General features: G+C 57.5%; 24 protein-coding genes and 1 CRISPR repeat array (1 of these 25 running past the window's edge). Of the genes, 5 read left to right on the top strand and 19 right to left on the bottom strand.

The genetic code is table 11. The features are described from left to right. A CRISPR array of direct repeats spans nt 1–1,088; the repeat unit is 37 nt; unit sequence GTATCTCCCGGCTTAATAGCCGGGAGTGGATTGAAAC; it begins 1,616 nt to the left of the window's first position. A 198-nt stretch (nt 1,089–1,286) separates the two neighbouring features. Next, nucleotides 1,287–2,459 (bottom strand): NnrS family protein, encoded by a 1,173-nt coding sequence (locus ACWJJK_RS16365; protein WP_077728106.1) that lies wholly within the window; start codon nt 2,457–2,459, stop codon nt 1,287–1,289. Nucleotides 2,460–2,486: 27 nt separating this feature from the next. Beyond that, on the bottom strand, nt 2,487–2,849 hold the full coding sequence (locus ACWJJK_RS16370; RefSeq protein ID WP_077728136.1) for a DUF488 domain-containing protein: 363 nt from the start codon (nt 2,847–2,849) through the stop codon (nt 2,487–2,489). A 168-nt stretch (nt 2,850–3,017) separates the two neighbouring features. Between ACWJJK_RS16370 and ACWJJK_RS16375 the strand changes: the two genes are divergently transcribed. Next, a complete protein-coding gene (locus ACWJJK_RS16375; RefSeq protein WP_077728105.1) occupies nt 3,018–3,347 on the top strand; it encodes a DUF1820 family protein in 330 nt (109 codons plus the stop codon). A 42-nt stretch (nt 3,348–3,389) separates the two neighbouring features. Here the strand turns inward: ACWJJK_RS16375 and ACWJJK_RS16380 are convergent, their stop codons facing one another. The 13 genes from ACWJJK_RS16380 to ACWJJK_RS16440 form a co-directional block, all read right to left on the bottom strand. Beyond that, nucleotides 3,390–3,782, bottom strand: a complete 393-nt coding sequence (locus ACWJJK_RS16380; RefSeq protein WP_077728104.1) for a ClpXP protease specificity-enhancing factor — start codon at nt 3,780–3,782, stop codon at nt 3,390–3,392. Further along, on the bottom strand, nt 3,782–4,399 hold the full coding sequence (locus ACWJJK_RS16385) for a glutathione S-transferase N-terminal domain-containing protein (RefSeq protein ID WP_156879550.1): 618 nt from the start codon (nt 4,397–4,399) through the stop codon (nt 3,782–3,784). The genes ACWJJK_RS16380 and ACWJJK_RS16385 overlap by 1 nt, the downstream gene beginning before the upstream one ends. A gap of 179 nt (nt 4,400–4,578) precedes the next feature. Next, complete coding sequence (locus ACWJJK_RS16390) at nt 4,579–5,301, bottom strand: cytochrome c1 (protein ID WP_077728103.1); 723 nt, start codon at nt 5,299–5,301, stop codon at nt 4,579–4,581. Nucleotides 5,302–5,303: 2 nt separating this feature from the next. Then, nucleotides 5,304–6,725: a cytochrome b gene (locus tag ACWJJK_RS16395; protein ID WP_454128292.1), complete on the bottom strand. Its 1,422-nt coding sequence runs from the start codon at nt 6,723–6,725 to the stop codon at nt 5,304–5,306. Between the two features lie 5 nt (nt 6,726–6,730). Further along, nucleotides 6,731–7,324 carry a ubiquinol-cytochrome c reductase iron-sulfur subunit gene (gene petA / locus ACWJJK_RS16400; RefSeq protein ID WP_077728101.1) on the bottom strand — a complete coding sequence of 198 codons (594 nt, stop codon included), beginning with the start codon at nt 7,322–7,324 and terminating at the stop codon, nt 6,731–6,733. Nucleotides 7,325–7,503: 179 nt separating this feature from the next. Beyond that, nucleotides 7,504–8,595 (bottom strand): histidinol-phosphate transaminase, encoded by a 1,092-nt coding sequence (gene hisC / locus ACWJJK_RS16405; RefSeq protein ID WP_156879547.1) that lies wholly within the window; start codon nt 8,593–8,595, stop codon nt 7,504–7,506. Continuing rightward, on the bottom strand, nt 8,592–9,905 hold the full coding sequence (gene hisD, locus ACWJJK_RS16410) for a histidinol dehydrogenase (protein ID WP_077728099.1): 1,314 nt from the start codon (nt 9,903–9,905) through the stop codon (nt 8,592–8,594). The genes hisC and hisD overlap by 4 nt, the downstream gene beginning before the upstream one ends. Before the next feature lie 5 nt (nt 9,906–9,910). Further along, a complete protein-coding gene (gene hisG, locus ACWJJK_RS16415; protein ID WP_156879546.1) occupies nt 9,911–10,555 on the bottom strand; it encodes an ATP phosphoribosyltransferase in 645 nt (214 codons plus the stop codon). A gap of 10 nt (nt 10,556–10,565) precedes the next feature. Then, entirely contained in the window at nt 10,566–11,831 is a 1,266-nt protein-coding gene (gene murA, locus ACWJJK_RS16420) for a UDP-N-acetylglucosamine 1-carboxyvinyltransferase (RefSeq protein WP_086135255.1), read from the bottom strand. Between the two features lie 18 nt (nt 11,832–11,849). Beyond that, complete coding sequence (locus ACWJJK_RS16425) at nt 11,850–12,194, bottom strand: STAS domain-containing protein (RefSeq protein WP_166642485.1); 345 nt, start codon at nt 12,192–12,194, stop codon at nt 11,850–11,852. A gap of 24 nt (nt 12,195–12,218) precedes the next feature. Then, entirely contained in the window at nt 12,219–12,719 is a 501-nt protein-coding gene (mlaD, locus tag ACWJJK_RS16430; RefSeq protein WP_077728095.1) for an outer membrane lipid asymmetry maintenance protein MlaD, read from the bottom strand. Then, the gene (gene mlaE, locus ACWJJK_RS16435) at nt 12,719–13,501 is read right to left on the bottom strand and encodes a lipid asymmetry maintenance ABC transporter permease subunit MlaE (RefSeq protein ID WP_077728094.1); all 783 of its coding nucleotides are present in this window, start codon (nt 13,499–13,501) and stop codon (nt 12,719–12,721) included. The genes mlaD and mlaE overlap by 1 nt, the downstream gene beginning before the upstream one ends. A gap of 29 nt (nt 13,502–13,530) precedes the next feature. Next, nucleotides 13,531–14,352: an ABC transporter ATP-binding protein gene (locus tag ACWJJK_RS16440; RefSeq protein ID WP_077728093.1), complete on the bottom strand. Its 822-nt coding sequence runs from the start codon at nt 14,350–14,352 to the stop codon at nt 13,531–13,533. Between the two features lie 177 nt (nt 14,353–14,529). On the opposite strand from ACWJJK_RS16440, the gene mtgA reads away from it, so the two are divergent. Further along, nucleotides 14,530–15,252: a monofunctional biosynthetic peptidoglycan transglycosylase gene (gene mtgA, locus ACWJJK_RS16445; protein WP_086135252.1), complete on the top strand. Its 723-nt coding sequence runs from the start codon at nt 14,530–14,532 to the stop codon at nt 15,250–15,252. 30 nt (nt 15,253–15,282) lie between these two features. On the opposite strand, the gene ACWJJK_RS16450 is transcribed toward mtgA, so the two are convergent. Both ACWJJK_RS16450 and speE read right to left on the bottom strand, forming a co-directional pair. Further along, entirely contained in the window at nt 15,283–15,546 is a 264-nt protein-coding gene (locus tag ACWJJK_RS16450) for a DUF4404 family protein (protein ID WP_077728091.1), read from the bottom strand. Between the two features lie 58 nt (nt 15,547–15,604). After that, nucleotides 15,605–16,453: a polyamine aminopropyltransferase gene (gene speE / locus ACWJJK_RS16455; protein ID WP_086135251.1), complete on the bottom strand. Its 849-nt coding sequence runs from the start codon at nt 16,451–16,453 to the stop codon at nt 15,605–15,607. A 74-nt stretch (nt 16,454–16,527) separates the two neighbouring features. Between speE and speA the strand changes: the two genes are divergently transcribed. Genes speA through ACWJJK_RS16470 form a run of 3 tightly spaced genes read left to right on the top strand, consistent with a single transcriptional unit; the run spans nt 16,528 to nt 20,570 of the window. Beyond that, nucleotides 16,528–18,402 (top strand): biosynthetic arginine decarboxylase, encoded by a 1,875-nt coding sequence (speA, locus tag ACWJJK_RS16460; protein WP_156879545.1) that lies wholly within the window; start codon nt 16,528–16,530, stop codon nt 18,400–18,402. A gap of 30 nt (nt 18,403–18,432) precedes the next feature. After that, nucleotides 18,433–19,293 (top strand): NAD(P)-binding domain-containing protein, encoded by an 861-nt coding sequence (locus ACWJJK_RS16465; RefSeq protein ID WP_434114292.1) that lies wholly within the window; start codon nt 18,433–18,435, stop codon nt 19,291–19,293. Further along, the gene (locus ACWJJK_RS16470) at nt 19,290–20,570 is read left to right on the top strand and encodes a PepSY domain-containing protein (protein WP_434111859.1); all 1,281 of its coding nucleotides are present in this window, start codon (nt 19,290–19,292) and stop codon (nt 20,568–20,570) included. The genes ACWJJK_RS16465 and ACWJJK_RS16470 overlap by 4 nt, the downstream gene beginning before the upstream one ends. 398 nt (nt 20,571–20,968) lie before the next feature. Here ACWJJK_RS16470 and ACWJJK_RS16475 read toward each other — a convergent pair whose 3' ends face one another. Together ACWJJK_RS16475 and ACWJJK_RS16480 are read right to left on the bottom strand one after the other, a co-directional pair. Further along, the gene (locus ACWJJK_RS16475; protein WP_077728088.1) at nt 20,969–22,210 is read right to left on the bottom strand and encodes a sialidase family protein; all 1,242 of its coding nucleotides are present in this window, start codon (nt 22,208–22,210) and stop codon (nt 20,969–20,971) included. 144 nt (nt 22,211–22,354) lie between these two features. Continuing rightward, nucleotides 22,355–24,646, bottom strand: coding sequence for a TonB-dependent receptor family protein (locus ACWJJK_RS16480; protein ID WP_077728087.1), 2,292 nt, complete (start codon nt 24,644–24,646; stop codon nt 22,355–22,357). Nucleotides 24,647–24,753: the final 107 nt, after the last annotated feature.

Below are 24,753 nucleotides of genomic sequence, written 5' to 3' on the forward strand. Positions count from 1 at the left end.
GATTGAAACTACTAAAGTTTCGGCTATTTCAACCGCCTGATCAGGTATCTCCCGGCTTAATAGCCGGGAGTGGATTGAAACATTGTGTCGAGATAGACAATATTACTCATCGCTCCGTATCTCCCGGCTTAATAGCCGGGAGTGGATTGAAACAGCGAGGGGAAATCCTGGATGTCGGGCATGATCCGCGTATCTCCCGGCTTAATAGCCGGGAGTGGATTGAAACCAAAACCTTGCTAACAATCGCAGTTGGGAACGGCGGTATCTCCCGGCTTAATAGCCGGGAGTGGATTGAAACCATTGACCGCCAGACCAATAGGAAATTTACATGGCGTATCTCCCGGCTTAATAGCCGGGAGTGGATTGAAACCTTGCCGCGCTTTAGGCCCATCGCTTCGAGATGGGGTATCTCCCGGCTTAATAGCCGGGAGTGGATTGAAACTGCGCGTGATTGGGGTTGATTGAGGCAACGCGCCGGTATCTCCCGGCTTAATAGCCGGGAGTGGATTGAAACTAGCTATTTCTTGCGCATAATCAGGCGAGCAAATGTATCTCCCGGCTTAATAGCCGGGAGTGGATTGAAACAATCAAATCGCGAAATTTTGTTAGAGCGTCGTGAAGGTATCTCCCGGCTTAATAGCCGGGAGTGGATTGAAACGCCTACCCCTCCTACGAACAGCTCATGGACGACAGTATCTCCCGGCTTAATAGCCGGGAGTGGATTGAAACGCCGTAGGGCGGGCAACTGAAAAGGAGGTCGAAGGTATCTCCCGGCTTAATAGCCGGGAGTGGATTGAAACTAGACATTTCGCGGATGACTATGTATAGGCTTTTGAAGTATCTCCCGGCTTAATAGCCGGGAGTGGATTGAAACATACTACGCAGTTGATTTTCCAGCGCTGCACCGGGTATCTCCCGGCTTAATAGCCGGGAGTGGATTGAAACATTTTTTAGTGGTCGGTCTATTGGCACTTACCGCGGTATCTCCCGGCTTAATAGCCGGGAGTGGATTGAAACAGGATGCTCGCGACGAGCACTCCACGCCCACCGAGTATCTCCCGGCTTAATAGCCGGGAGTGGATTGAAACTTCACCAGGGAAATACCAACATCCCAGTCGAGACCGTTAAGGAAGCTCTGATCAAGTCCTTCGACAGGCTCAGGACGAACGGTAATGTATTGATTCCGTTCGTGGTGAGCCCTTCGACTCGGCTCAGGACAGGCTTGTCGAACGCTCTCCTGAGCCTGTCGAAGGGGCATGAACGGAATCCACTTGTTCAGAGCTTCCTTAAGACGTGAGGCGCGGTGCGAGCAAGATGGGGAGGTAGCGCACCAGAAACAGCAGATAGGCCGCGACCCAGAACCCTATCGCGGCTAACATGGGTAGACCATCCGGTTGCGCGAAAAGCCGGAAAACGGTTCCGAGGGTCATCATTGCGAAAGCGGCGGTCATCGAAGGAAAGGCTCGCAATGGCCGTCCGGTGTGGCCGAGCGCGACTCGAGCCGCGACACCCAGAATCATCGTGCCGATAGCCCCGTAGCCGAGCGCATGCAGACCGCTATCCCAAAGTCCCGGATGATCGAACAGCAGACTCGTTCCGAGCAAGGCCAGCCCGATGGGTATCCAGGCATAGCCGACGTGCAGAATCCAGAGCAGCGGTTCCGGATAGGCCAGCCAACCGCGCCATCGAGCGAGGCGGATGAACTGGAATACGGACGCAATGACGCCCAGTGAGCCGATTTCCGCCGAGTGGGGCCAAAAAACGAAGCCTAGGGCAAACAACAGGCTTACCGCGACGGTGGTGCCCTCGAATCGGTCGAAGGGAGGCAAACTTGTCCCGAGCTGAGGACGATTCAGACGCAGCCAGTTCTGAGTGAAGCTGGGAATGATCCGGCCGCCGATCAGCAGGATCATGCCGATCACGAGACATAACCCGATGCGCAATGCGGCCTCCTGTCCCGCCACATCGCCGGATGCCACGAAGAAGAAATATGCCTCGGTTGCGAGAAATGCAAATAGCAAACCCAGCACTTTATAGTTTCGGGTATTCCGGACCGCGATGACCTCGCGGGAAACGAGCGCCAGCATTCCTCCCCAAAACAGGACACTGGCCGAAGCCCATAAACTGCTGCCGAAAAGACTTGGAAGGAAAGCGCCTATCCGGGCCGCGCCCCAAAGCACACACAGTATCATCAGTGGCGTTCCCGCAACCGGAGGCCGGCCGGTCCAGGTAGCGACGGCTGTCAATAAAAACCCCGCAATCGCTGCTCCGGCGAACCCGAAGATCATTTCATGCCCGTGCCGAACCGCGGCGGGCAATGCATCCGGCCAGGCCAGGACTCCGCTAAGGTGAAGCCCCCAAGCCGAGATAGCCAGAACGGCGTAAACACCCACCAGCAGGAAAAAGGCGCGGAAGGCATAGCTGAACAAAACGCGGGAATCGAAATGGATAGGGTCCATAAATCAGTCGCTCCAATGTACGATACCTTAAGCCAAAGGCGAGGATAAGCGCTTCAAAAGATACTCCGCCAAAGCCACCGCACTGTTGTGCTCGGTGTCGCGAGCGCTGTAGAGCAAGGTGATCCTTCCGCGAGCGGCAGCCTCCAGGAGCGGCCGGAGCACCTCGGGGTTTCGGTCCAGTTCGGTAAAATAACGCCGCCTGAATTCGTCCCATTTTGAAGGGTCATGGCCGAACCAGCGCCGCAGATCGCCGCTCGGTGCCGCCTCTTTGATCCAGGCCGTCATCGCCAACGCCTCTTTTTTGATTCCTCTCGGCCAGAGCCGCTCGACCAGGAAGCGTTCTCCATCGCCAGCAGCCGGCATCTCGTAGACCCGTTTCACACTTACCATGAAGACTCCTCGCGAAACCACGAAATCGATGGCAACTAACATACAGTCAGCCGGCCGCGCGAAATGCTTGAGGCTGACAGCAACGTACGTCGAGTGCGCTAATTGCCTTATAATAAGCCCCACGTCCCGTCCGCCCCGAACCACCTCCCCAATACCTAGCTAACTATCATGTCGGATAATCTGATTTACAAGGTCGTCTTTATCAATCAGAACCAGGTTTACGAAATGTATGCCAAGCGGGTTTTCCAGGGCGAGATGTTCGGATTCGTGGTGATTGAGGATTTTATTTTCGGCGAGACCACATCCGTGGTCGTAGATCCTTATGAAGAGAAGCTAAAGACGGAATTTGCCAATGTCCGGCGCTCATTCATTCCGATGCATGAAATCATTCGCATCGATCAGGTGGAACGCCGCGGGACCGCCAAGATCATTCCCCTCGATCGGGAGGCGGGTCAATCGGGCAAAGTCACGAAGTTTTACGTGCCGGACAAGTCGTAGCGCACACGTTTGTCGGCAAAGGATTGCCGACCTACAAGTGAGTTACTTGACGACCTTGAGCACCGGCTTTTTCTTCGTGCTAGGTGTCTGAGGCGCGGAATCGGCGGGTGGAGGCGTGTCGTCATCTCCCTCATCGTCGAAAATCATTCCTTTTCCGTTTTCTTGCGCATATATAGCCAGAACTGCGCGCATCGGGACGGTTATTTGCATCGGCGTTCCGCCGAATCGGGCACCGAACTCGACCTCTTGATTACCCAGAGACAAGCCGTGCACGGCTTGCGGCCGCAAATTCAGCACGATCTTTCCGTCTTGAACGTACTGCCTGGGCACGACGACACCCTGCGCCTCGGCATCGACGAGCAGATAGGGCGTGAATTGGTTATCGACTATCCAGTCGTATATCGCTCGTATCAAATACGGCTTGAGCGAAGTCATCAGGCACTCAGCGGCTCGGCAAAAGAGGTTAAATCCCGCTCTTGTTCACTTAAACTGGCTTGAAACGCATCGCGCTCAAACAAGTGTCGAGCATAGGCCGTAATCGCCTCCGCCTGTTTCGGCAGATCTATGCCCAACGTGGGCAAGCGCCAAAGCAGCGGAGCGAGCGTACAGTCTACCAAAGAAAATTCGTCACTGAGAAAATAAGGCTTGGAAGCGAATGCCGGAGCCGCGGCAATAAGACTGTCCCGCAGCAGTTTCTTCGCTTTGGTGTCCTTTTTATCCTCCGAACTTTCGATTTCGTCCAGCAATCGGTACCAATCCTGGTCGATACGATGGACCAACATGCGAGCCCGCGCTCTCGATACGGGGTCCATGGGGTGCAACGGCGGATGAGGAAAACGTTCGTCCAAGTATTCCATGATGATCCGGGACTCGTACAGCACCAGATCGCGGTCCACCATCGTCGGGGTGTTCCCGTGGGGATTCAGCGCAAGCAATTCTTCCGGCGGCTGATTGGCATCGACATATTCGATATCCGCCGCAATTCCTTTTTCGAATAAAACAATCCGTGTTCTGTGGCTATAGGCGCAGGTCGGGGAACAAAAAAGCGTCATTACCGATTTGCGACTGGCAGTGGTTGCCACGCTGAACACCTCAAGAAAGACTAAAAGGTTCCGGTTGGAAAAAATTAACGGTTGGCGCACCGGCCTCCGCCGGGAAAAGTCGTTCGCTGCGAGCGCCTACGAACATCATCGGTTTCCAACCGGCCGGCCGCTCATTTTACCATTAAACCTCAATGAATATTCTTCCAATATTCTTTCTTCAATCGGTACATGATTACCGCCAGCACCACTAGGAATAAGATGACGTATTTTCCGAGCGGAAGACGTTGGAGCTTGGAAGGCTCCGACACATATGCAAGAAAGTTGACGATGTCCGTCAGGGCTTGGTCGAATTCCTTAGGCGGCATCTCGCCTTTCTTGACCAGCCGAACGTCGATGACCGCATCTGCGCCATTGATCTTCTTGATCACAGGCTCTTGGGTGCCTTGCAGCTCCCATAAGACATTGGGCATCGCTACGTCTGGAGAAACCAGATTGTTTACCCCGAACGGCCGCTTGGGATCGGTATAAAAGCCTTTGAGATAGCTATAGACCCAATCCCCGCCCTTGGCCCGCACGACGAGAGAAAGATCGGGCGGCGCCACGCCGAAGGCGTTTTCCCCATCCTCCTTACTCATTGCGGTCTCGAGATAGTCGTGAATTTTGACGTTGCCGAACATGAACTCGCGTCGCATGGTGTCCTCGCTGAGCTCCAGGTCCTTGGCGATCCGCGAGTAGCGAATCTGCTTCGCGGAATGGCAACCCATGCAGTAGTTGGCGAAGAAGCCGGCTCCTCTCCGAACCGAATCGGTATCGAAAATATCCACATCGGCGTCCAAGAGTGGCTTTACCGGATCTACCGCAGACGCAGCAAAAGAAAATAACAACAGTGCTATGCCGAATGCCGTTTTCATTCTTATTTGCTTCCGTAAGTTTTCAGCCATCCGGTTACCGCCGATAGCCGTTCTTTTACGTTTTGATAATAGGGATGGGCTCCAACAGCCTCTAACCGCGCTTTCACATTCCGATAGAACTCACTGGTCCGGACTGCCTCCACGCCGCGTTCGACCATCCGCCAATGCCTGCCCTCGCGCTTGCTTAGCGGAATGACGGGTTCGGCCAAGCGTTCGGGTACCGGTTTGGTTTTTTCAAAACTCGGATAAAACGGCATCAAAAGCAGGAAAGCGAAATAAATGATCGTGAACAGCCGAGCAAAAGCCGTTGCAGTCGGCGTGACGGGCTTGGTTCCGAGTATGCCGAGTCCGAAAAAACTCACCACGAACAACGCCAGCGCGATTTTAAAAATCCCCCCTCGGTAGCGGATCGATTTCACCGGCGAGCGATCCAGCCACGGCAGCAAGAACAGCAGAACGATCGATGCCCCCATCGCCATGACGCCGCCCAGCTTATTCGGAATCGCGCGTAACACCGAGTAAAACGGCGTGAAGTACCATACCGGCTGAATATGCTCGGGCGTCGCCGCCGGATTTGCCGGTTCGAAGTTCGGATGCTCCAGGAAATACCCGCCCACTTCCGGCATGTAGAAGATGACGATCGAACAGACGATCAGGAAAATGACCGCGGCGTACAGATCCTTGACGGTGTAATACGGATGGAACGGTATGCCGTCGATCGGAACGCCGTTTTCGGCCTTCTGTTTCTTGATCTCGATGCCGTCCGGATTGCTGGAACCCGTGGTCCGCAGGGCGACCAGGTGAAACACCACCAGAATCAGGATGGCCAGGGGAATCCCGACGACGTGGAGCGCGAAAAACCGGTTCAAGGTCGCATCGGCGACCACGTAATCGCCCCGGACCCATATCGCGAGGTCTTCGCCGATGACCGGAATCGCACCGAACAGCGAGATGATGACCTGCGCTCCCCAGTAGGACATTTGCCCCCAAGGCAGCAGATAGCCCATGAAGGCTTCCGCCATGAGGAGCAGGAAAAGCGTCATGCCGAACAGCCAGATCAGTTCCCGAGGCTTCTTGAAAGAGCCGTAGAAGATCGCCCGGAACATGTGAACGTAGATGACGATGAAAAACATCGACGCGCCCGTCGAGTGCATGTACCGGAGCAGCCAGCCGTAATCGACATCGCGCATGATGTATTCGACCGAATCGAACGCGAGTTCGGCCGAGGGCTTGTAGTGCATCGTCAGAAAAATCCCGGTCAGGATCTGATTGACGAGTACGAGTATCGCCAGGGAACCGAAGAAATACAGGAAATTGAAATTCTTCGGAACGTAGTATTCAGTGAGCTGGCTTGTCCAGAGCTTCGTGACCGGAAACCGCTCGTCCAACCAATTCAAAAGAGCTTTTGCTTTTTCCGAAGCCATCTCGCCTACTCCTCGCCGCCGCTCATACCGATTACGATGCGCGTATCGCCTACAAAGTGATAAGGCGGAATTACCAAATTGGTCGGTGCCGGAACCGCCTTGTACACGCGTCCCGCCAAATCAAAGCGAGAGCCGTGGCAGGGGCAGAAAAATCCGCCCTTCCAGTCCGGCCCCAAGTCGGCGGGTGCAACTTCGGGACGATAGACGGGAGAACATCCGAGGTGGGTGCAGATGCCGACAGCGACAAAAATCTCGGGCTTGATGGACCGAAACTCGTTAGTCATCGCTTTCGGCTGTTCCGACTCTTTCGACCGGGGATCACGCAATTGGTCGTCGAGCGTCGGCAGGATCGCCAAGCTGTTGGGAGTTCTGTTCAATATCCAAACCGGCTTGCCCCGCCACAAGACGCGAATCAATTGTCCCGGCTCGATCTTGCTGATATCGACTTCCACCGGAGCCCCCAAGGCTTCTGCCTTGGCGCTGGGCTTCATGGACGAGATGAACGGCGCCGTCGCGGCGCCGGTGCCTATGGCGCCGATAACCACCGCCGCCTGGGTTAAAAAACGGCGTTTGTCGATATCCACGCCTTCAGTAGTCATGCCAACATCTCCCGAGTACCCCTCTAAGATAGGTCTTATAATTTTCAATTGTATTTGGTTCTAATTCCGGAACCCGCCAGTTCCATATCGTTGAATCGTTATAGTTGACAATGCGTTTCTCCAGGGGGGAGGATTTTGTTTGAGAAAGGCTCAGAAAGCAATAGCACAGGATATATGCCCTACGAAGCCAGAACGTTCGCAAGCGCCTTAAGGAATTTGCGATTTTCCTCCGGCATTCCGATGGTTACACGCAAACACCCCACCAGCCGGCCGCCGGAAGGGTGCAGATTCTTGATCAAGACGCCCGAATCTTTCAGCTTCCGAAACACTTGATTGGCATCGTGCCGCAACAGCCTGAACAAGATGAAATTAGCGTCGCTCTGATAGACCTGGACACCGGAAAGCCGGCCAAGTTCTTCGTATAAGTACTGCCGATCCTGCAAAATGAGCCCCACCTGAGCCTCTAGCACACTCCGCTTCTCGATGGCGAATTCGGTGCTGATTTGGGTCAATACGTTGACATTGTATGGCAGCCGAATCTTGTCGAATTCGTCTATCCAGGCCTTGGCGCCGGCCAAGAAACCCAAGCGCAGCCCCGCCAGCCCCAATTTGGACAGTGTGCGCATGACGAGGAGCCTATCGAATTCCGCGAGTCGAGGCATGAAGCTGCGCCCCGCATAGGCCGTGTAGGCTTCGTCCAAGACCACCAATCCCGGAGCTATTTGCAGGATTTCTGCGACATCGTCGGTATGGAACAAATTGCCGGTCGGGTTGTTGGGGTAGGCCAGAAAGATCACGGCAGGTCGATGCGTCTCGATCGCCGCCCGCATCGCGTCCATGTCCAGAGCAAAGTCCGCTTCCCGCAAGGGTACGCCTACAAACTTGAGCCCCAAGCAGGACGCGATCTGCCGGTACATGACGAAAGTCGGCTCGGGCGCCAAAACCGTCGCGTCGCGTCCTTGCAGTGCCATGAGAATGATCTGAATGATTTCGTCGGAACCGTTCCCCATCAGGAGATCGGCTTCCTCGGGCACCCCGTAAGCTTCGCGCAACTTGGCTTTGAGCCGGTTGCACGAGGGATCGGGATAGCGATTCGGCTGAGCTTCGCGGAGCCGGGCCAGCCATTCCTCGACCATGTCATCCGGCCACGAATAAGGATTTTCCATGGCATCCAATTTGACGTAACCCGAAGAATCCGGAACGTGATAGGCCGACAAAGCCAGTATTTCCGGTCTCAGCAAGGAACAGACCTTGCTCGCGAGATCGCTCATGAGCGTTCTACGATCCGGTATTCGGCGGAGCGCGCATGAGCCGTCAGTCCCTCGCCTCGTGCCAGCACGGACGCGGTCCTCGCCAATTGGTCGGCGCCTTGCCGTGAGCAGAAGATCAGGCTGGACCGCTTTTGGAAATCGTAAACGCCCAAAGGCGACGAAAATCTGGCGGTCCCCGAGGTGGGCAGCACGTGATTGGGACCGGCGCAGTAGTCGCCCAAGGCTTCCGCCGTATAGCGGCCCATGAAAATGGCGCCGGCATTGCGGATTTTGGTAGCCAAACTTTCCGGATCTTCCACGGAAAGCTCAAGGTGCTCGGGCGCGATGCGATTCGCCACCTCCGCCGCCTCGTCCAGATCCCGGACTTCGATCAGAGCGCCGCGGCGGGACAGCGAGGTCCGGATGACTTCGGCCCGCTCCATGGTCGGCAACAGACGGCGTATGCTCGCTTCCACCGCATCCAGATGAGCGCGGTTCGGACTGACCAGTATCGCCTGGGCATCCTCGTCGTGCTCGGCCTGCGAAAAAAGGTCCATGGCAATCCAGTCCGGGTCGGTGCCGCCGTCGCTGATGACGAGAATTTCCGACGGGCCCGCCACCATGTCGATGCCCACCTGGCCGAACACCAGCTTTTTCGCGGTAGCCACGTAGATATTGCCGGGGCCGACGATCTTGTCGACGCGCGGCACCGTGGCGGTGCCGTAAGCCAGCGCCGCCACCGCCTGCGCGCCGCCGATCCGAAATACGCGGTCTATGCCGGCAAGATAAGCGGCCGCGAGAACCAGGGGATTGGTCTCGCCGCCCGGAGTCGGAACCACCATGACGATCTCCGGCACGCCGGCCACCTTCGCCGGAATGGCGTTCATCAATACCGACGACGGATAAGCCGCCTTTCCGCCGGGCACATAGACGCCGACCTTGTCCAAGGGCGTCACTTGCTGTCCCAGCACCGTGCCGTCGGGTTCCGCATAGCGCCAGGAGTCCATCTTCTGGCGCTCGGCGTACAGCCGGATGCGATCCCCGGCCTTCATCAACGCCTCGGCCGATTCGGCGGGCAAACCGTCCCACGCCTTTTTCAGCTCGTCGCGCGACAGTTCGAGACCCGAGGCGTTCACCGCGTCGAAACGGTCATAAAGACGGGTGAGTTCTATCAGCGCGGCATCGCCCTCCTTCCGGATACGCGCGATGATGTCCATCACCCGCGCGTGAATCGCCGCGTCCTCGGCTTCGTCCCAGGCCAAAACCGCGTCCAGACCCTTCGCGAAATTCGCTGACCCCGCTTCGAGACGGGTAATCGAGATATCCAACATGGTGCTTACCCCGCTTGCTTGCTGCGTTCGCTGACGACTTGCCTCAATTCTTCGACGAAGGACGTGACCTCGCGGTGCTTCATCTTCATCGCGGCCTTGTTGACGATGAGCCGGCTGCTGACGTCCATGATCAGATCGCGCGGCTCGAGTCCATTGGCCTTCAGCGTGTTTCCGGTGTCGACGAGATCGACGATGCAGTGGGCCAAACCTACGAGAGGCGCCAGTTCCATAGAACCGTAAAGCTTAATGATATCCGCCTGAATGCCGCGGCTGGCGAAATAACGGTGGGTAGTTTTCACATATTTGGTCGCCACCCGCAATCGACCTCTCGGCACGGGCGCCGAATCCTTCATGGCCGCCGTCATCAATCGGCAGCGGGCAATGCCCAGATCCAGCGGCTCGTACAGCCCTTGGGCATCGTACTCGACCAATACGTCCTTGCCGGCGATTCCGAGATCGGCGGCTCCGTATTCCACGTAGGTGGGCACGTCGGTAGCCCGGATAATCAGGAACTGAACATCCTCGCGATTGGTCGGCAGGATCAGCTTACGGCTCTTGTCCGGATCCACGGTCGGAGCTATCCCGACCTGCGCCAGCAGCGGGAGCGCCTCCTCGTAGATACGTCCTTTCGATATGGCTAGAGTGAGCATGCGGGGCGTTTCAATTGGGTATGCGGCGTATCTCCGCGCCGAGCTGCGATAGCTTCTCTTCGATGCACTCGTATCCGCGATCGATATGATAAATCCGGTCGACGATGGTCTGGCCTTCGGCCACGAGTCCGGCCAGCACCAGGCTTGCCGAAGCCCTCAAATCGGTGGCCATGACCGGTGCAGCCGTCAGGTTCGGCCTGCCCTGAACGATGGCGGTATTGGATTCCAGCTGGATGTCGGCCCCCATGCGCTGCATTTCGTGCACATGCATGAACCGATTTTCGAACACGGTCTCGGTGATCACGCCGACGCCCTCGGCAACCGTGTTCATGGCCGTGAATTGCGCCTGCATATCGGTCGGAAACGCCGGATAGGGCGCGGTGCGCAGCGATACCGCTTGCGGCCGATTGCCCTGCATGTCGAGTTCGATGGTCGAATCGGTACACGTGATCAGCGCCCCGGCCTCGCGAAGCTTGGCCAAGACCGCGTCCAACAAATCCGGGCGGGTATTCTTCAATTTAACCCGGCCGCCGGTCATGGCGGCGGCCACCAGATACGTGCCGGTCTCGATGCGGTCCGGCAGGATACGGTAGTGCAGCCCGTTGGCGGATAGGGATTCGACACCTTCGATTTCCATGATGTCGGATCCCGCGCCGTAAACTTTCGCGCCCATCTGATTGAGGAAATTGGCCAAATCCACCACCTCGGGCTCGCGCGCGGCATTTTCGATGATGGTCGTCCCTTTCGCGAGCACCGCCGCCATCATGAGATTCTCGGTGCCGGTAACCGTAACCTGATCCAGAACCAGGCGGCAACCTTTGAGACGCTTGGCGCCGGCGTGAATATAGCCGTTCTTCACATTGATATCGGCTCCCATTGCGGCCAGACCGTGCAGGTGCAGATTCACCGGCCGGCTGCCGATGGCGCAACCGCCGGGCAGCGAAACCTCGGCACGGCCGAAGCGCGCCAACAAGGGCCCCAAGACCAGAATGGAAGCCCGCATGGTCTTCACGAGCTCGTAAGGCGCGAAAAAATTCTCGATCGGTCCGGAATCCACTTCGATATTGAGCTTTTCGTCCACCATCAGGTGCACTCCCATGCGCCCGAGCAATTCCATGGTGGTGGTAATGTCGTGAAGATGCGGAACGTTGCCGATGATCACGGGCGTTTCCGACAACAATGCACCCGCGAGTATCGGCAATGCAGCGTTCTTGGCCCCCGAAATGCGCAGCTCCCCATGAAGAGGTTTGCCGCCGGTAATAAGAAGCTTATCCATTGTTTGTATATGTTTTTGCTAGTCCGAGATCGATCGATCGACCGCGTCGGTTGAGTCGACGGAAATCAAGTGCTCGATACCGCTGACTCGAGCGATCGCCATGACATGCTGTGGAAGATGCACATAACGCAGTTCTGTCCGGGCTTGCGCCGCCTGCCGCATCCACTCCACCATAAGAGCGACGCCGGCGCTGTCGACGCGGGAGACCCCCCCCAAATCGAACGAAAGCCTGGACGCATCCCGGAAGACGGCCAAAGTCTTCTTCAGCACATCCGCTACGGTCGAAAAGCTCAGCTCGCCCTCGAGCCTGTAGCGGCCTTGACCTTCATCGATAAATTCGAATGGGACGGGGGATTCAGCCATAACGAGCATCGCGTAATTCCGGTATTACTCGGAGGACGTGGCAGCCCCGCCACTCGCTCCGCCGCCTTCCGCTTTGTTGAACAGGAAACGGCTGATGACCTGCTCGAGCACGATCGCCGATTGAGTCAGTTCGATTTCGTCGCCGTCGGCCAGGTGCTCTTCCGCGCCGCCGGGCGACAGACCGATATATTGCTCGCCCAACAGACCGGCCGTAAGTATGCTGGCACTGGTGTCGATCGGAAGCGTGTCGTATTTCGGATCGATCCGCATCTCCACCACGGCTTCGTAGGTTTGATTGTCGAACGATATGGCGCTGACCCGTCCCACCGTGACACCGGCCACCGATACCGGAGCCCGAACTCGCAGACTGCCGATATTTTCGAAGCGCGCGACGATTCTGTAGCTGTCATCGTTGCTCCGCAGTTCGGCGAGATTGCTGACCTGCATGGCTAAGAAAAACAAAGCGATCAAACCAACGGCAACGAACAAACCAACCCAGATCTCGATTGCTTTCGATGACTGCATCAATCCCCCCCGAACATTAAAGCTGTCAGCACGAAATCCCACCCGAGCACGGCGAAGGCCGAATAAACGACCGAGCGCGTGGTCGCCCGGCTGACCCCTTCGGAAGTGGGCACGGCATCGTAACCTTCGAACACCGCAATCCAGGTGACGATGACCCCGAATACCGCGCTTTTGATGAGACCATTAACGATATCATCGTAAAAATCGATTCTGCTTCTCATCTGAGACCAGAACGCACCCTCGTCCACCCCGAGCAACCCGACGCCGACGAAATATCCCCCCATGACGCCGATCATGCTGAACAGCGAGGCCAACAGAGGCATCGACAAACAGCCGGCGAAAAAGCGTGGTGCGATAATGCGTTTTAACGGATCGACCGCCATCATTTCCATTCCGGAAAGTTGTTCGGTCGCCTTCATCAAGCCTATTTCCGCGGTCAAAGCGGAACCCGCTCGCCCCGCAAACAACAAGGCCGTGACCACCGGCCCCAGTTCCCGCACCAAAGAGGCCGCCACCATCACGCCCAAGGTCTGCTCCGCCCCGAAATCGGAAAGTACATTGTAGCCCTGAAGCCCCAATACCATGCCGACAAACAAGCCGGAAACGCTTACCAACAGAATGGTGAGCACCCCCACCGAATAAACCTGCGCCAGCAGCAGGCGAATGCGCCTCAGTATTTCAGGCAGCCCCGTTAGGACATGGCAGATAAACAAGTTGGCCCGACCCAACTTTTGCATCGTGCCCAGGGTCGCGTGTCCAAGTTGCTGGAATGGGGCTAACATGGGATTTTCCGAATAAATGACGGTCTATTTCAGGCAGGCGGATTGAGTAAATCGGCCGCATAATCGGGCGCTGGATAATGAAACGGCACCGGACCATCCGCCAAACCTTCCATAAACTGTAGGACCCAAGGCGACTCCGAATGACGGATCGCGTCGGGCGTGCCTTGGCCGACTACCTTGCCCTCGGAAATAAGATAGATGTAATCGGCAATGGATGCGGTTTCTTCGACATCGTGGGATACGACGATGCTGGTGAGTCCCAGTTCCCGGTTCAGGTCGCGTATCAGCTTCACCAGCACGCCCATGGAAATCGGGTCCTGTCCGGTAAACGGCTCGTCATACATGATCATCATGGGGTCGAGCGTGATAGCCCGCGCCAATGCCACCCGCCTGGCCATGCCTCCGGAAAGCTGCGCCGGCATCAGGTCGCGAGCGCCCCTTAAGCCTACCGCTTGGAGTTTCATCAAGACCAGAGTCCTGATCATGGACTCGGGCAGTTTGGTATGCTCCCGGAGCGGAAAAGCGACGTTTTCGAATACGTTGAGATCGGTCAGAAGAGCGCCGGTCTGAAAGAGCATCCCTATTTTTTTGCGAAGCTCGTACAAACGACCGAGCGATAGCTCGTGCACTATGCGCCCGTCCACGGTGATAGTGCCGCTGTCCGGCCGCAGTTGACCGCCGATCAGTTTCAGGAGAGTGGTCTTGCCGGTGCCGCTGGGCCCCATGATGGCGGTAATCTTGCCTCTGGGGATGTCCAGATTGACGCCATCGAAGATCTTGCGGCTGCCGCGGCTGAACGTGAGGTTTCTGATAGAAACTAGAACTTCGCCACCCGCATTCCCGCCAGCCATGTTTTGATGAAGCGCCACTTAAATCGGTCGGAAAAATGGCGTATTCTGGCCAGCTATGACGCGTGAGTCAACTTTGAAGCGGCTGCAATGGATCTGACAACCCATTCGAGCCCCTGCCGATTAGTCCGTCCGGGGCGCCGCATCAAAGGAATCTTAATAAAAATCCGCAAACGCGAAATGGCGCTGAGAAACATTCTTCGCAAGTTCATCCTGACGTTCGTCGCCCTCACCGTTATCCCCGTCGCCCTGCTTCGCTGGCTTCCTCCGCCGACCAGCGCGTTCATGCTGCGCGCGCAATTTCTGGCGCTTATCGAAGGGAAACCGGGATTCCGGCCGCGCTATAACTGGGTTTCCTGGGACCACATTTCGCCTTATGCGAAAGTCGCCGTGATCGCCGCCGAAGACCAGTTGTTCGACCGGCACTATGGTTTCGATCTGAACGCTATCGGCCAAGCCTGGAAGCATAACCAGCAGGGCAAGCACATCCGGGGCGCCAGCACGATTTCCCAACAAGTCGCCAAGAATCTGTTTCTTTATCCGGGGCAAAACTACTTCCGCAAGGCCTTGGAGGCTTATTTCACTGCGTTGATTGAATTGATGTGGCCGAAGCGGCGGATACTGGAGGTTTACCTGAATATCGCCCAATTCGGCGAAGGAATTTACGGCGTTTCGGCCGCCGGGAAAGCCTTTTTCGCCAAATCGGCATCGAAACTCAACCCGAACGAAGCCGCCCTGCTCGCCGCCGTTCTGCCCAACCCCGTGCGTTTACGTGCGGACAAACCTTCGGCTTATGTGATGCATCGCCGGTTATGGATACTAAGACAGATGAAGCAGCTGGGAGGGTCGGATTATTTGCGGAATGTCGACAGCCAGACTCGGGCAAAAGCGGGTTTAACGTAACCCGCCTTTGCCGAGTGTTTCAGAAGAGGATCAGATCCCCAGGTTGCTCAAGGCAACCATCAAGTCGTTGAGAATGCCGGTAATGCGGGGATGTTCGACTTCGAACTGCGAAATCGCTTCTTTCATGTCATCCACCAAATGCAGGTGATGCTCGTCTTCCGATGCCTCGAGCCGCCGCTCGAGATCGGCAAGCAGCGTTTCCAGCCGAGCCCTCACTTCCGGGTCGCTGGTATTCAGATGTTCAATCTCGGTGCGCAGGTTGAAAAGCGCTTCGCTTATTTCTTTCTCAGTCATGGGATCTTTTCCTCAAACCCGTCGTTTTCCGCAAATCGTAACACAGGCCGCCGTCCGCTCAAGCCATCGCCGCCCTGAAGAACTCCGGCGCGACGAAAGCTGCCTTATGGATCTCGGCGTTGTAGTAGCTCGTTGCAAACGGTTTGTTTCGGGCATCGGCCTCGCGGAAATGGGTCAGACCCGATTTTCCCGCCAGGGTCCCGCTCCACCAGCCAGATGGATAGATGAACTGAGGAAAGAACAAGGTGCGCGTTTCGGGAAATCCCGCCTGGCGCATGGTCTTGTGCATGGCCTCGATCAGCGGCATGTGGAACAGCGGCGATTCGCTCTGCTGGGCGAGAATCCCGTCCTTGCGCAGGCAACGGAAACACTCGCGGTAGAACGCCTCGTTGAATAAGCCCTCGGCCGGCCCCACCGGATCGGTGCTGTCCACGATGATGAGATCGACGCTGTCGGCCGCCGCATCCTTTACCCACTGAATGCCGTCGATGAAGAGCAGCTCGGCGCGCGGATCGTCGTTCGATTCGCACAACTCCGGAAAATACCGCTCGGCAAGCCGGGTCACCCGCTCGTCGATCTCGATTTGAACCGCCCGCTTGACCTCCGGGTGTTTGAGCACTTCCTTGAGGCTCCCGCAGTCGCCGCCGCCGATGATCCAGACGGTTTCCGGATTCGGATGGGTGTATAGCGCCGGATGGGTCATCATCTCGTGATAAAGAAAATTATCCCGATCGGACACCATCGTGCAGCCGTCGATGACCATGAGCGTGCCCAGCCATTCAGTCTCGTAGATCTCGATGCGCTGAAACGGCGTCTGCTCCTCGTGGAGCTTATCAGTCACCTTCAAAGAGAGCGCGCTCCCGTGTTTCGGATAAACCTCGGTAAACCAGTTTTCGTCGCTCAGCATGGTGTTCCTCGCAATGGAAAAATCGGAGGATTTTCCACATAATTCAACCTTTTTTAAAGAGCTTGGCCACCGAAATGAGTTGGAGTCTAGAGCAGGCGGTCGATACCTACGCCATCGAGCACTGGGGAGAAGGCTACTTCGGCATCAATGACGAAGGCCACGTGGTCGTCCGTCCGACCAAGAATCCGGTGCAAGGCACGGTGGATCTCTTCGAAATCGCCCAGGCGGTACGCCAGGAAGGCTTGTCGCTGCCGGTCCTGGTGCGCTTCACCGATATCCTCCGCGACCGCGTGGGCCTGCTGCACAAGGCCTTCGAAAAGGCTCGCCACGAGCACGATTATCGAGGCAGCTATACACCGGTCTATCCGATCAAGGTCAATCAGCAGCGGAGCGTGGTCGAGGGCATTTTAAAAAATGGTCATACGTCAGTCGGCTTGGAAGCCGGCAGCAAATCGGAACTTCTGGCCATACTGGCCTTATCCGATGCCGGCACGGTAATCTGCAACGGCTACAAGGACCGATCCTACATCCGCCTGGCCTTGATCGGACTCAGCCTGGGACTGAACGTCTTCATCGTCATCGAAAAGCTGTCCGAACTGGAGCTGGTGCTTTCCGAATCGCGAGATCTGGGGATTGCGCCGCAATTGGGCGTCCGGATCAGACTGTCCAGCATCGGCGCCGGCAAATGGCAGAACAGCGGCGGCGAAAAATCGAAGTTCGGTCTGCACGCGAACGAACTCCTCAAGCTGATCGTCAAATTGCGAGAAGCCGGCGGACTCGAATGGCTCAAACTGATGCATTTCCACATGGGCTCGCAGGTCGCGAACATCAACGACGTCAAGACGGCGCTGCGGGAAGCCAGCCGCTATTACGCGGAATTGCGGGAACTCGGCGCCCATCTCGCCTGGGCCGACGTGGGCGGCGGACTCGGCGTCGATTACGAAGGCACCCATTCGGTCAGCGACTGTTCCATCAATTACAGCATCGACGAATACGCCCACAGCATCGTGCGCGCCTTTTCGGAGGCCTGCGCCGAATACGGTTTGCCGCATCCTAACCTGATCACCGAATCCGGACGTGCGATGAGCGCACATCATGCGGTGCTGATCACGAATATCATCGATATCGAATCGGTGGCCGAAGACGGAAGCCCTCCGGCCGAAATCAAGGCAAAACCCTTGCAGGACCTGGCCGACCTGCTCCGCGCCCTGCCCCAGGAGTCGCCGCTGGGCGTGTATCACGACGCGCAATTCGATCTCGCCGAAGCCCGAGCGATGTACGTGCAGGGCAAATTGAGCCTGGCCGAACTCGCCGATGCGGAACGGCTCAACGCAGCCATTTGCCATGCCGTTCATAGGCGCCTCGACATCCGTCTCCGCGCCCATCGCGAGCTGATCGACGAACTCAACGAGCGGCTTGCCGACAAGGTGTTCTGCAATTTCTCGCTGTTCCAGTCCATGCCGGACGCCTGGGCGATCGCACAGGTGTTTCCGGTCATGCCGCTGCAGCGCCTGCACGAGGAACCCACGCGCCGCGCGGTGATCCAAGACCTGACCTGCGATTCCGACGGCCGGATCAATACCTACATCGATCGGCAGAGCCTCGAAGCCACCCTGCCGCTGCATACCCACAAGCCGGGCGAACCCTATCTCATCGGCATCTTCCTGGTCGGCGCCTACCAGGAAATTCTGGGGGACATGCACAATCTGTTCGGCGATACTCATTCGGTCAACGTCGAACTCGATGGAGCCGGCGGCTACCGTTTCATCCAGCCCATGCGGGGCGACGGCGCCCACGACCTGCTGCGCTATGTGCATATCGACCCGGAAGAATTGGAGCGCGCCTATCGCAAGAAGCTGGTCGAGGCGCGGATCCCCTCCGAACAGCGCAAGCGCTTCGAGAGCGAGTTGATCGCCGGCTTGCGAAGCTACACCTATCTCGAGGAGTAAACGGCATTGAACACCGAAGGCAAAAAGGACATTAGGGCGGGCTTCATCGGTCTCGGCGCGATGGGCACTCACATGGCGCGAAACGTGGCCAAGGGCCGTTATTTGGCTTCCGTCTGGAACCGCACCGAAGCCAGCGCGATAACGCTTTCTCAAGAATTGGGCGTACAGTGCGCCGTCTCGCCCGCCCTGCTCGCCTCGCACGTCGACGTGACTCTAATTTGCGTCTCGGCCGATGCCGACGTGCTGGAGGTGATACACGGCATGTTACCGGCGCTGCGCCCGCACACAGTGGTGATCGACATGTCCACTGTGAGCAGCGATACCGCGCGAGAAGCCGCCAGGCTGGTTGAAAGCAAGGGCGCGGATTTTCTCGATGCGCCGGTGACCGGCGGCGTCGAAGGCGCGAAGAACGGGACCCTAGCGATCATGGTCGGCGGCAAGCTCGAGACCTTGGAGCGAATTCTGCCGGTACTGGAAACCATGGGCAGCCGGATCGTTCACATGGGCGACGTGGGTGCCGGCCAGGCGGCCAAGGCGGTGAACCAGATCATGGCGGCCGGCATCAACGAGGCCGTGACCGAAGCCATGGCATTCGGAGCGGCGCTGGGACTCGACATGCGCAAGGTCATCGACGTCGTTTCCGGCGGCGCGGCCGGAAACTGGTTTCTGGAAAAGCGCGGACCGACCATGACCCAAGGCGTGTTCAAACCCGGCTTCAAGCTCGCCCTGCACCAAAAGGATCTGAAAATCTGCAAGGGCATGGCGGACAAGCTGGGGCTCAAGCTCCCGGTCACCGAAATGGCCATGACCGATTACGCCAAGCTCATCGCGGACGGCCACGGCGACGAGGATATCTCGGCCCTCTATCGTCTCAAGCGGCCATCGCCGTGAATTTCGCACGAACAGCCTGGCTCAGGATCCATCTTTATCTCGCGCTGGGCGGCGGTTTTCTATTCGTCCTGCTGGGGCTCAGCGGAAGTCTCAGCGTCTATCGCGAGGAACTGGACGAACTTCTCAATCCTCGGCTGACGGTCGATGAGCCGAAAGGGGGATACCTCCCCTTGGACCGCATCATGGCGGCGGTGCGGGAGGCGCATCCTGATCGATATGGCGCGTGGGTACTGGAAATGCCGCGCTCCCGCAACGGCATGATCACCGTCTGGTACGAAAAACCCTACGAGACTTTTGGCGAGTTCTATGCGCCTCTCATGGTCTCGGTGAATCCGTACACGGCCGAAATCGTAGCCAGCCGATTCTGGGGCCGAACGGCGGCGACCTGGATATATGACCTCCATACTCAACTGCACTTCGGACGGTTCAGGTGGAACGCCGTCGGCATCCTGGGGCTGTTACTGGTTGCCTCGGCAAGCACCGGCCTCTATCTCTGGTGGCCGGGATTCAGCCGGCTTCGCCGAAGCTTTGTGATCCGACACGACGCCGGCCTGGCACGACTCGCTTTCGACCTGCACCGCACGCTCGGTCTGTTCAGCGCCGTTGTCCTGCTGTTGCTGGCTTTCACCGGATTCCATCTGGCTTATCCGAGCCTGCTGGAAACGATGCTCGGGGCTTCGGAGATGGGCCACGGCGACGAGGGTCCGGAAATCATCAGTACCGGCGCTCCAAATGGTCGCCCCGTCGGCCTGGCCGAGGCGGTTCTGGTCGCACGGGGCCTATTTCCGCACGCCGAAGTGAGGCGCGTCGCGACGCCAGCCGGGGAAAACGGCACCTACCGCATCAATTTGCGGCGCTCCGGGGATGCCAACATCAGACACCCGGCAACCCTGGTCTGGGTCGACCGCTGGAGTGGGCAGATTCGTGAGGTGCGCAATCCTAATAAGTTCAGCAGTGGGCAAGCTTTTATCAGCCGTATCTGGCCCTGGCACACCGGCGAGGCTTTCGGCGCGACGGGCCGCTTCGTCTGGTTCTGTGTCGGCCTGATGCCGCTCGTGCTTTATGTAACCGGCCTATTGCACTGGCTGCACCGGCGCGGTTCGATCGCGGATAGGGAGATCGATCTTTCGACACTTCGGCCTAAGCTGGAACTCGCCTGGAGCGCTTTTTTGCGCCAGTCGGCGGACCTTCTCCGCTTTGTCCGCATCTTGGCAGGGTGGGCTCTGGTGCGATTGATGCGCCTCGCCCAATGGGGCAAGCGGCGCTATCTGGATTGAGGTTCGACGAGGACTCCCTTGGCACGTCGCTTTGATGGGTTACGGCGCACTCGCAGCGCATTAGAGCGTTTTTCATGTCGGTGTACGGATTCGTGTCGGGAAGGAAGAGTGTAGGTCGGCAATCCCTTGCCGACAAAGCCCTTTGCTGAGCCGGTACGTCGGCAAAGGATTGCCGACCTACATATCGGGATCCCTTACACCGAATCGAAAAATGCTCTAATCGACGGCCAACTTATATCGGCGTGCGCCTAACCCATCCTACGAAATCCCGGTTGCCATGACGCATCAAAAGATTCGTAGATGATGGGTAGAGCATTTGTAGGTCGGCAATCCTTTGCCGACGACCCCATTGGCCCAACCGCACTCGCGAGTACCCGCACAGCAGGTATGAAAATGTTCTAGCGGCCGGCCCCATCGAGCGCAATCACCTTGAGCCCGTCCTTTTCCGTAGCCCAGGAAACATAAACCCGGTCGCCGTTGGCGTGCAGGAAGGGGTTGTCAGCCCCGCTTTCGGTTTCGGCCAGAACGCGCGGTTCGGTCCAATTCGCTCCGCCGTCGGTCGAGCGCATGGTCTTGAGCTGATTGTTCTTGCCGTCGAACTCCAGCCAAACCAAATCCACCCGCCGCCCCACGCTCAAGACGTGCGGATGGGCCGGCATGGCCGCCGGATTCCCGAACTTGATCGGTTGGGTAAAGTGCGAGCCGACATCGTCGGAATAGGCATAAAACAAACCCGTCGCGTCGGGCGCGGCGCTATACCAGGTCAAGTGATAGCGTCCATCCCTGGCGATCGACAGCCCTGGCCCGTGGTGGGGACAACCTTCTATGTGCCAGTTTTCATGCGTCACCCGAACCGGCCGGCCCGGCTTGTCCCAATCGGCGAATTTGAGCAGCGCATGGTCGCGGATATTCTCGGGATAGACGTTGCGCCAGACGATGAGCGGCAAGCCGTCGATGTCGATGGCGGCCTGCAGCCGGCAGCACTGACAGGTGTAATCGGCCGCCTTGACATTCGGCTTAAAGCTCTTGCCGCCGTCGTCGGACCAGGTGTAATAGAGAGAAGAACCGTTATACGGCTGGTTCTTGGCCTTCGCGGCTTCGACATCCCTCGCGTCCAGCCAGGCAATGAAGATCTTGCCGTCGCGGCTGATCGCCAGACTGTCGAAAGAATGGCCGATGATGTCCAGGTTGTCGTTAACCGTGACCGGCTTGGAGAACGTCTTGCCGCCATCCACGGAGCGGGCGAAGCGGATATAGCTGCTGAAACGTTTTTCCAAACCTTGCGTCCAGGTGAGATAAATCTCGCCTTTTGGGCCGATCGCGATTTTAGGTCGGCTCTCGCCGTGAGCCAAAACGTTTTCCGGCTCGCGATTGACCGCCACCGGCTTGCTCAAGGTCTTGCCGCCATCCTTCGAGGACTGAACATAGATTCGCCCTTGCTGGACCCATGAAAGCCATAACCGACCGTCGGCATCGAATACCACGCTGGGCGTCCGCGCGCATTTTGGTGTCGGAGCGGCCGCCGAATCCTTGCAATAAGCGGGTTGAGAGGAGGACGGGGCGCTCCCGTGCCCGGCCCAGACGAATTGGCTGACCAGGGCCAACGCCGGCAAGCCGACCAATCTGCAAAACACATTCATCAATCTTCACCTTTTCCGGGTTAACACAACCTCAAACGGAAAATAACCGAGAAATCCCTGTCGGGCTAGGCGCCCTGGAGGGACCTCGGGTGGAAAAACGGCGGGCGAGAAGCAGGGCCTCCTCCGCCGCTGGTTGCCAAGCAATCAGTAATCTATCGAGATGCCCCCGAAGATCGTGCGGTCGAAACCGGGATTCAGGATAGCGGTCCCGCTCCGAGTTGCCCTATCAGCCACGCTCGTGCTGGCGACCCATTTTTCGTCCGTGAGGTTACGTCCTTCGACAAACACGTGATAGCCGAGTTTATTGAACGTATTCTTATAGCCGGCACGGGCGCCAAACAAGGTATAAGCAGGCGCCTTGAGGGTGTTGGCGTAGTCCACGTAATAATTGCTGGTCATGCGGATATTCGGGCCGATGTAGAAACCGGAGGGATGTTCGTACACGGCTTCCGCGCCGCCGAAATGATTGGGCGCCCCCGGAATGTAATTGTCGCCGTAGGCGGAATCGTTGTCGTACAGGAATCGCTGGTAGGTATAGGTCAATCGCACGCGCAGCAGATCATCCCCCATCAAATCCAAAGGAATGAGAGCGCCCGTACCGACTTCGACGCCCGTATGTGTGGTCTTGTCGGCATTATTGGTGCTCGTCTGAGTCTGACCGGGCAGCAGCGTGGAGAGAATCTCGTTGTTGATCCAAGAGTGGTAGACGGCGAGGTCCCAATTGAAGACGCCTGCCTCGCCGCGGGTCCCCACTTCGATCGTCGTCCCCTCCTGCGCATCAAGAGCAGATTCGCTGCTTGTCTGATTCAACCGCGGATCCCGGAACGCCAATTGGGTATTGGTCGGCGGCTCGTAACTGCGGCTGAAATTGGCGAAGAACTGTTGCTTCTCGGTCGCCTGCCAAAGCAGCCCGACCTTGGGACTGAAGGCGGTGTACCAGCGAGACGCATCCGTCTCGAAGGCGTTGCCGATCTGTGACGTGGGCACGAAGAAATCGGTCAGGCTGCGCCGCTTGGCATGAATGAATTGACCGCCCACCACGAGATCCAGGCTGGAGGTCAATGCGAAACGATCTTCCCCGAAGATTTCGATGTTGAAGGCCTCGCTCTTGGCGTTATTCAGCTTGGTGCCGATCTCCGCGCCCGGCAGGGTGTTGTCCACCGTGCCGTAGGACTTGCCCCAGCCGAAGAAGCCGCCCAGCACGAAGCTGTTACGCGAACCGAACAGCGATCCGTCGTGAGTGAAACGCCAACTGAGGCCGGCGTCCTGCTGCCGGTTGCGGTTGAACGAGCCCGCCAAATTGCCGTAGTCGATCAGAAGACCGCCGCACGCGGGATTATTGATCGTCACGATGCCCTCCGAATCCGGCGTTCCCCGGCAAGGCGAGTTTCGGTTGAAAGAATTAAAAGGCGATAAGGGGTGCCACAGCCGACGATTTTCGTACCAAGCCCCCACCGTCAGCACGTCATCTGGCGTGAACTTGATGGTATGCCGGACATCGCCGCGCAGCGTCTCGAGGTTACGTTGAACGTCGAGGGTTTCGAATTTATTGAAGAACGATCCCGGCGATAGACCATTCTGGGCTTGGTAAGGGTCATCATAATACTGCTCGAACGAAAGAGACCCCGGCAGCTGCAGCTGGTTCTTGCTGGCGAACAGATGCACGCGGGTTTCCTGATCCTCGTTCCAGCGGTAACCGAAATTGGCGTAGCCCCTGGAAATATCCTCTTCGCTATGGTCCCGGAAACTATTGTTGTAGGTCCCGGTATAAGAAACGAAATAATCCAGATCCTCGTTCAGCACGCCGCCGACCATCAGTTGGGGACGGTAGTAATCGTGCGAACCGGTGACGAAGGTCGTATGAATGCCCGGCGTATTGCGGCCGTTGCGCGAGACGAAGTTCACCGCGCCGCCCAAGAAGGCCGAACCGTATTGCAGGGCGTTGGAGCCGCGATAAACCTCGGTGTAAAGCGCGTTCATCGGCTCCAGAAGCTCCGGATTGGTAAAGCCGTCGGTTCCGGTGAGCGGCAGGCCGTCGCGCAGATAGCGCAGCCCCGCCGAACCGAAAGTCAGCGAAGTTCCGGCGCCGCGCACCAGAATACGGGTTTCGGAATTGCCGTATCGGCTTTGAGAAAAAACACCCGGCGAATAACTCAGGACATCGGCCACGCCACCCGGCGTCGGGCGGCTGCGGTACTCTTCGGAATGGATGAAGGTGGTTGCGCCCGGAACCTGGGAAAGCTTGTACTTGGCCGTTTCCGCGCTGGGCGTTGTCAGCGATTCCCCGGTTTCTTCGGGGGCCGTCACTTCGATCGTCTGCAAACGATGTTCTTCGGTATGATCGGCGACAGCGAATCCGGAAAACAATAAATTCAGACTGAAAACCGCCATCCCAACACGAAATGGCGATATCAATACATCCTCCTGCATCTTCATATTTATTTTTTCTTTTATTAAGACCGAGCCTTTTAATAGGAAAATTCGTGCCACTCCTTTTCGTCAGCAACCATCCGGTCCACAGCGGCCATGCACGCTGCCGACAG

Source organism: Methylocaldum gracile (assembly GCF_053646815.1).

Bases quoted from the DNA above. Each gene is read 5' to 3' on its own strand.
- speE (WP_086135251.1), bottom strand. From the start codon at position 16,453: ATGCTGAGCGACGAAAACTGGTTTACCGAGGTTTATCCGAAACACGGG.
- ACWJJK_RS16375 (WP_077728105.1), top strand. From the start codon at position 3,018: ATGTCGGATAATCTGATTTACAAGGTCGTCTTTATCAATCAGAACCAG.
- ACWJJK_RS16425 (WP_166642485.1), bottom strand. From the start codon at position 12,194: ATGGCTGAATCCCCCGTCCCATTCGAATTTATCGATGAAGGTCAAGGC.
- ACWJJK_RS16385 (WP_156879550.1), bottom strand. From the start codon at position 4,399: ATGACGCTTTTTTGTTCCCCGACCTGCGCCTATAGCCACAGAACACGG.
- ACWJJK_RS16370 (WP_077728136.1), bottom strand. From the start codon at position 2,849: ATGGTAAGTGTGAAACGGGTCTACGAGATGCCGGCTGCTGGCGATGGA.
- ACWJJK_RS16380 (WP_077728104.1), bottom strand. From the start codon at position 3,782: ATGACTTCGCTCAAGCCGTATTTGATACGAGCGATATACGACTGGATA.
- ACWJJK_RS16450 (WP_077728091.1), bottom strand. From the start codon at position 15,546: ATGACTGAGAAAGAAATAAGCGAAGCGCTTTTCAACCTGCGCACCGAG.
- mtgA (WP_086135252.1), top strand. From the start codon at position 14,530: ATGGCGCTGAGAAACATTCTTCGCAAGTTCATCCTGACGTTCGTCGCC.
- ACWJJK_RS16480 (WP_077728087.1), bottom strand. From the start codon at position 24,646: ATGAAGATGCAGGAGGATGTATTGATATCGCCATTTCGTGTTGGGATG.
- murA (WP_086135255.1), bottom strand. From the start codon at position 11,831: ATGGATAAGCTTCTTATTACCGGCGGCAAACCTCTTCATGGGGAGCTG.
- mlaD (WP_077728095.1), bottom strand. From the start codon at position 12,719: ATGCAGTCATCGAAAGCAATCGAGATCTGGGTTGGTTTGTTCGTTGCC.
- mlaE (WP_077728094.1), bottom strand. From the start codon at position 13,501: ATGTTAGCCCCATTCCAGCAACTTGGACACGCGACCCTGGGCACGATG.
- ACWJJK_RS16395 (WP_454128292.1), bottom strand. From the start codon at position 6,725: ATGGCTTCGGAAAAAGCAAAAGCTCTTTTGAATTGGTTGGACGAGCGG.
- ACWJJK_RS16390 (WP_077728103.1), bottom strand. From the start codon at position 5,301: ATGAAAACGGCATTCGGCATAGCACTGTTGTTATTTTCTTTTGCTGCG.
- hisD (WP_077728099.1), bottom strand. From the start codon at position 9,905: ATGTTGGATATCTCGATTACCCGTCTCGAAGCGGGGTCAGCGAATTTC.
- hisG (WP_156879546.1), bottom strand. From the start codon at position 10,555: ATGCTCACTCTAGCCATATCGAAAGGACGTATCTACGAGGAGGCGCTC.
- hisC (WP_156879547.1), bottom strand. From the start codon at position 8,595: ATGAGCGATCTCGCGAGCAAGGTCTGTTCCTTGCTGAGACCGGAAATA.
- ACWJJK_RS16440 (WP_077728093.1), bottom strand. From the start codon at position 14,352: ATGGCTGGCGGGAATGCGGGTGGCGAAGTTCTAGTTTCTATCAGAAAC.
- ACWJJK_RS16365 (WP_077728106.1), bottom strand. From the start codon at position 2,459: ATGGACCCTATCCATTTCGATTCCCGCGTTTTGTTCAGCTATGCCTTC.
- speA (WP_156879545.1), top strand. From the start codon at position 16,528: ATGAGTTGGAGTCTAGAGCAGGCGGTCGATACCTACGCCATCGAGCAC.
- petA (WP_077728101.1), bottom strand. From the start codon at position 7,324: ATGACTACTGAAGGCGTGGATATCGACAAACGCCGTTTTTTAACCCAG.
- ACWJJK_RS16475 (WP_077728088.1), bottom strand. From the start codon at position 22,210: ATGAATGTGTTTTGCAGATTGGTCGGCTTGCCGGCGTTGGCCCTGGTC.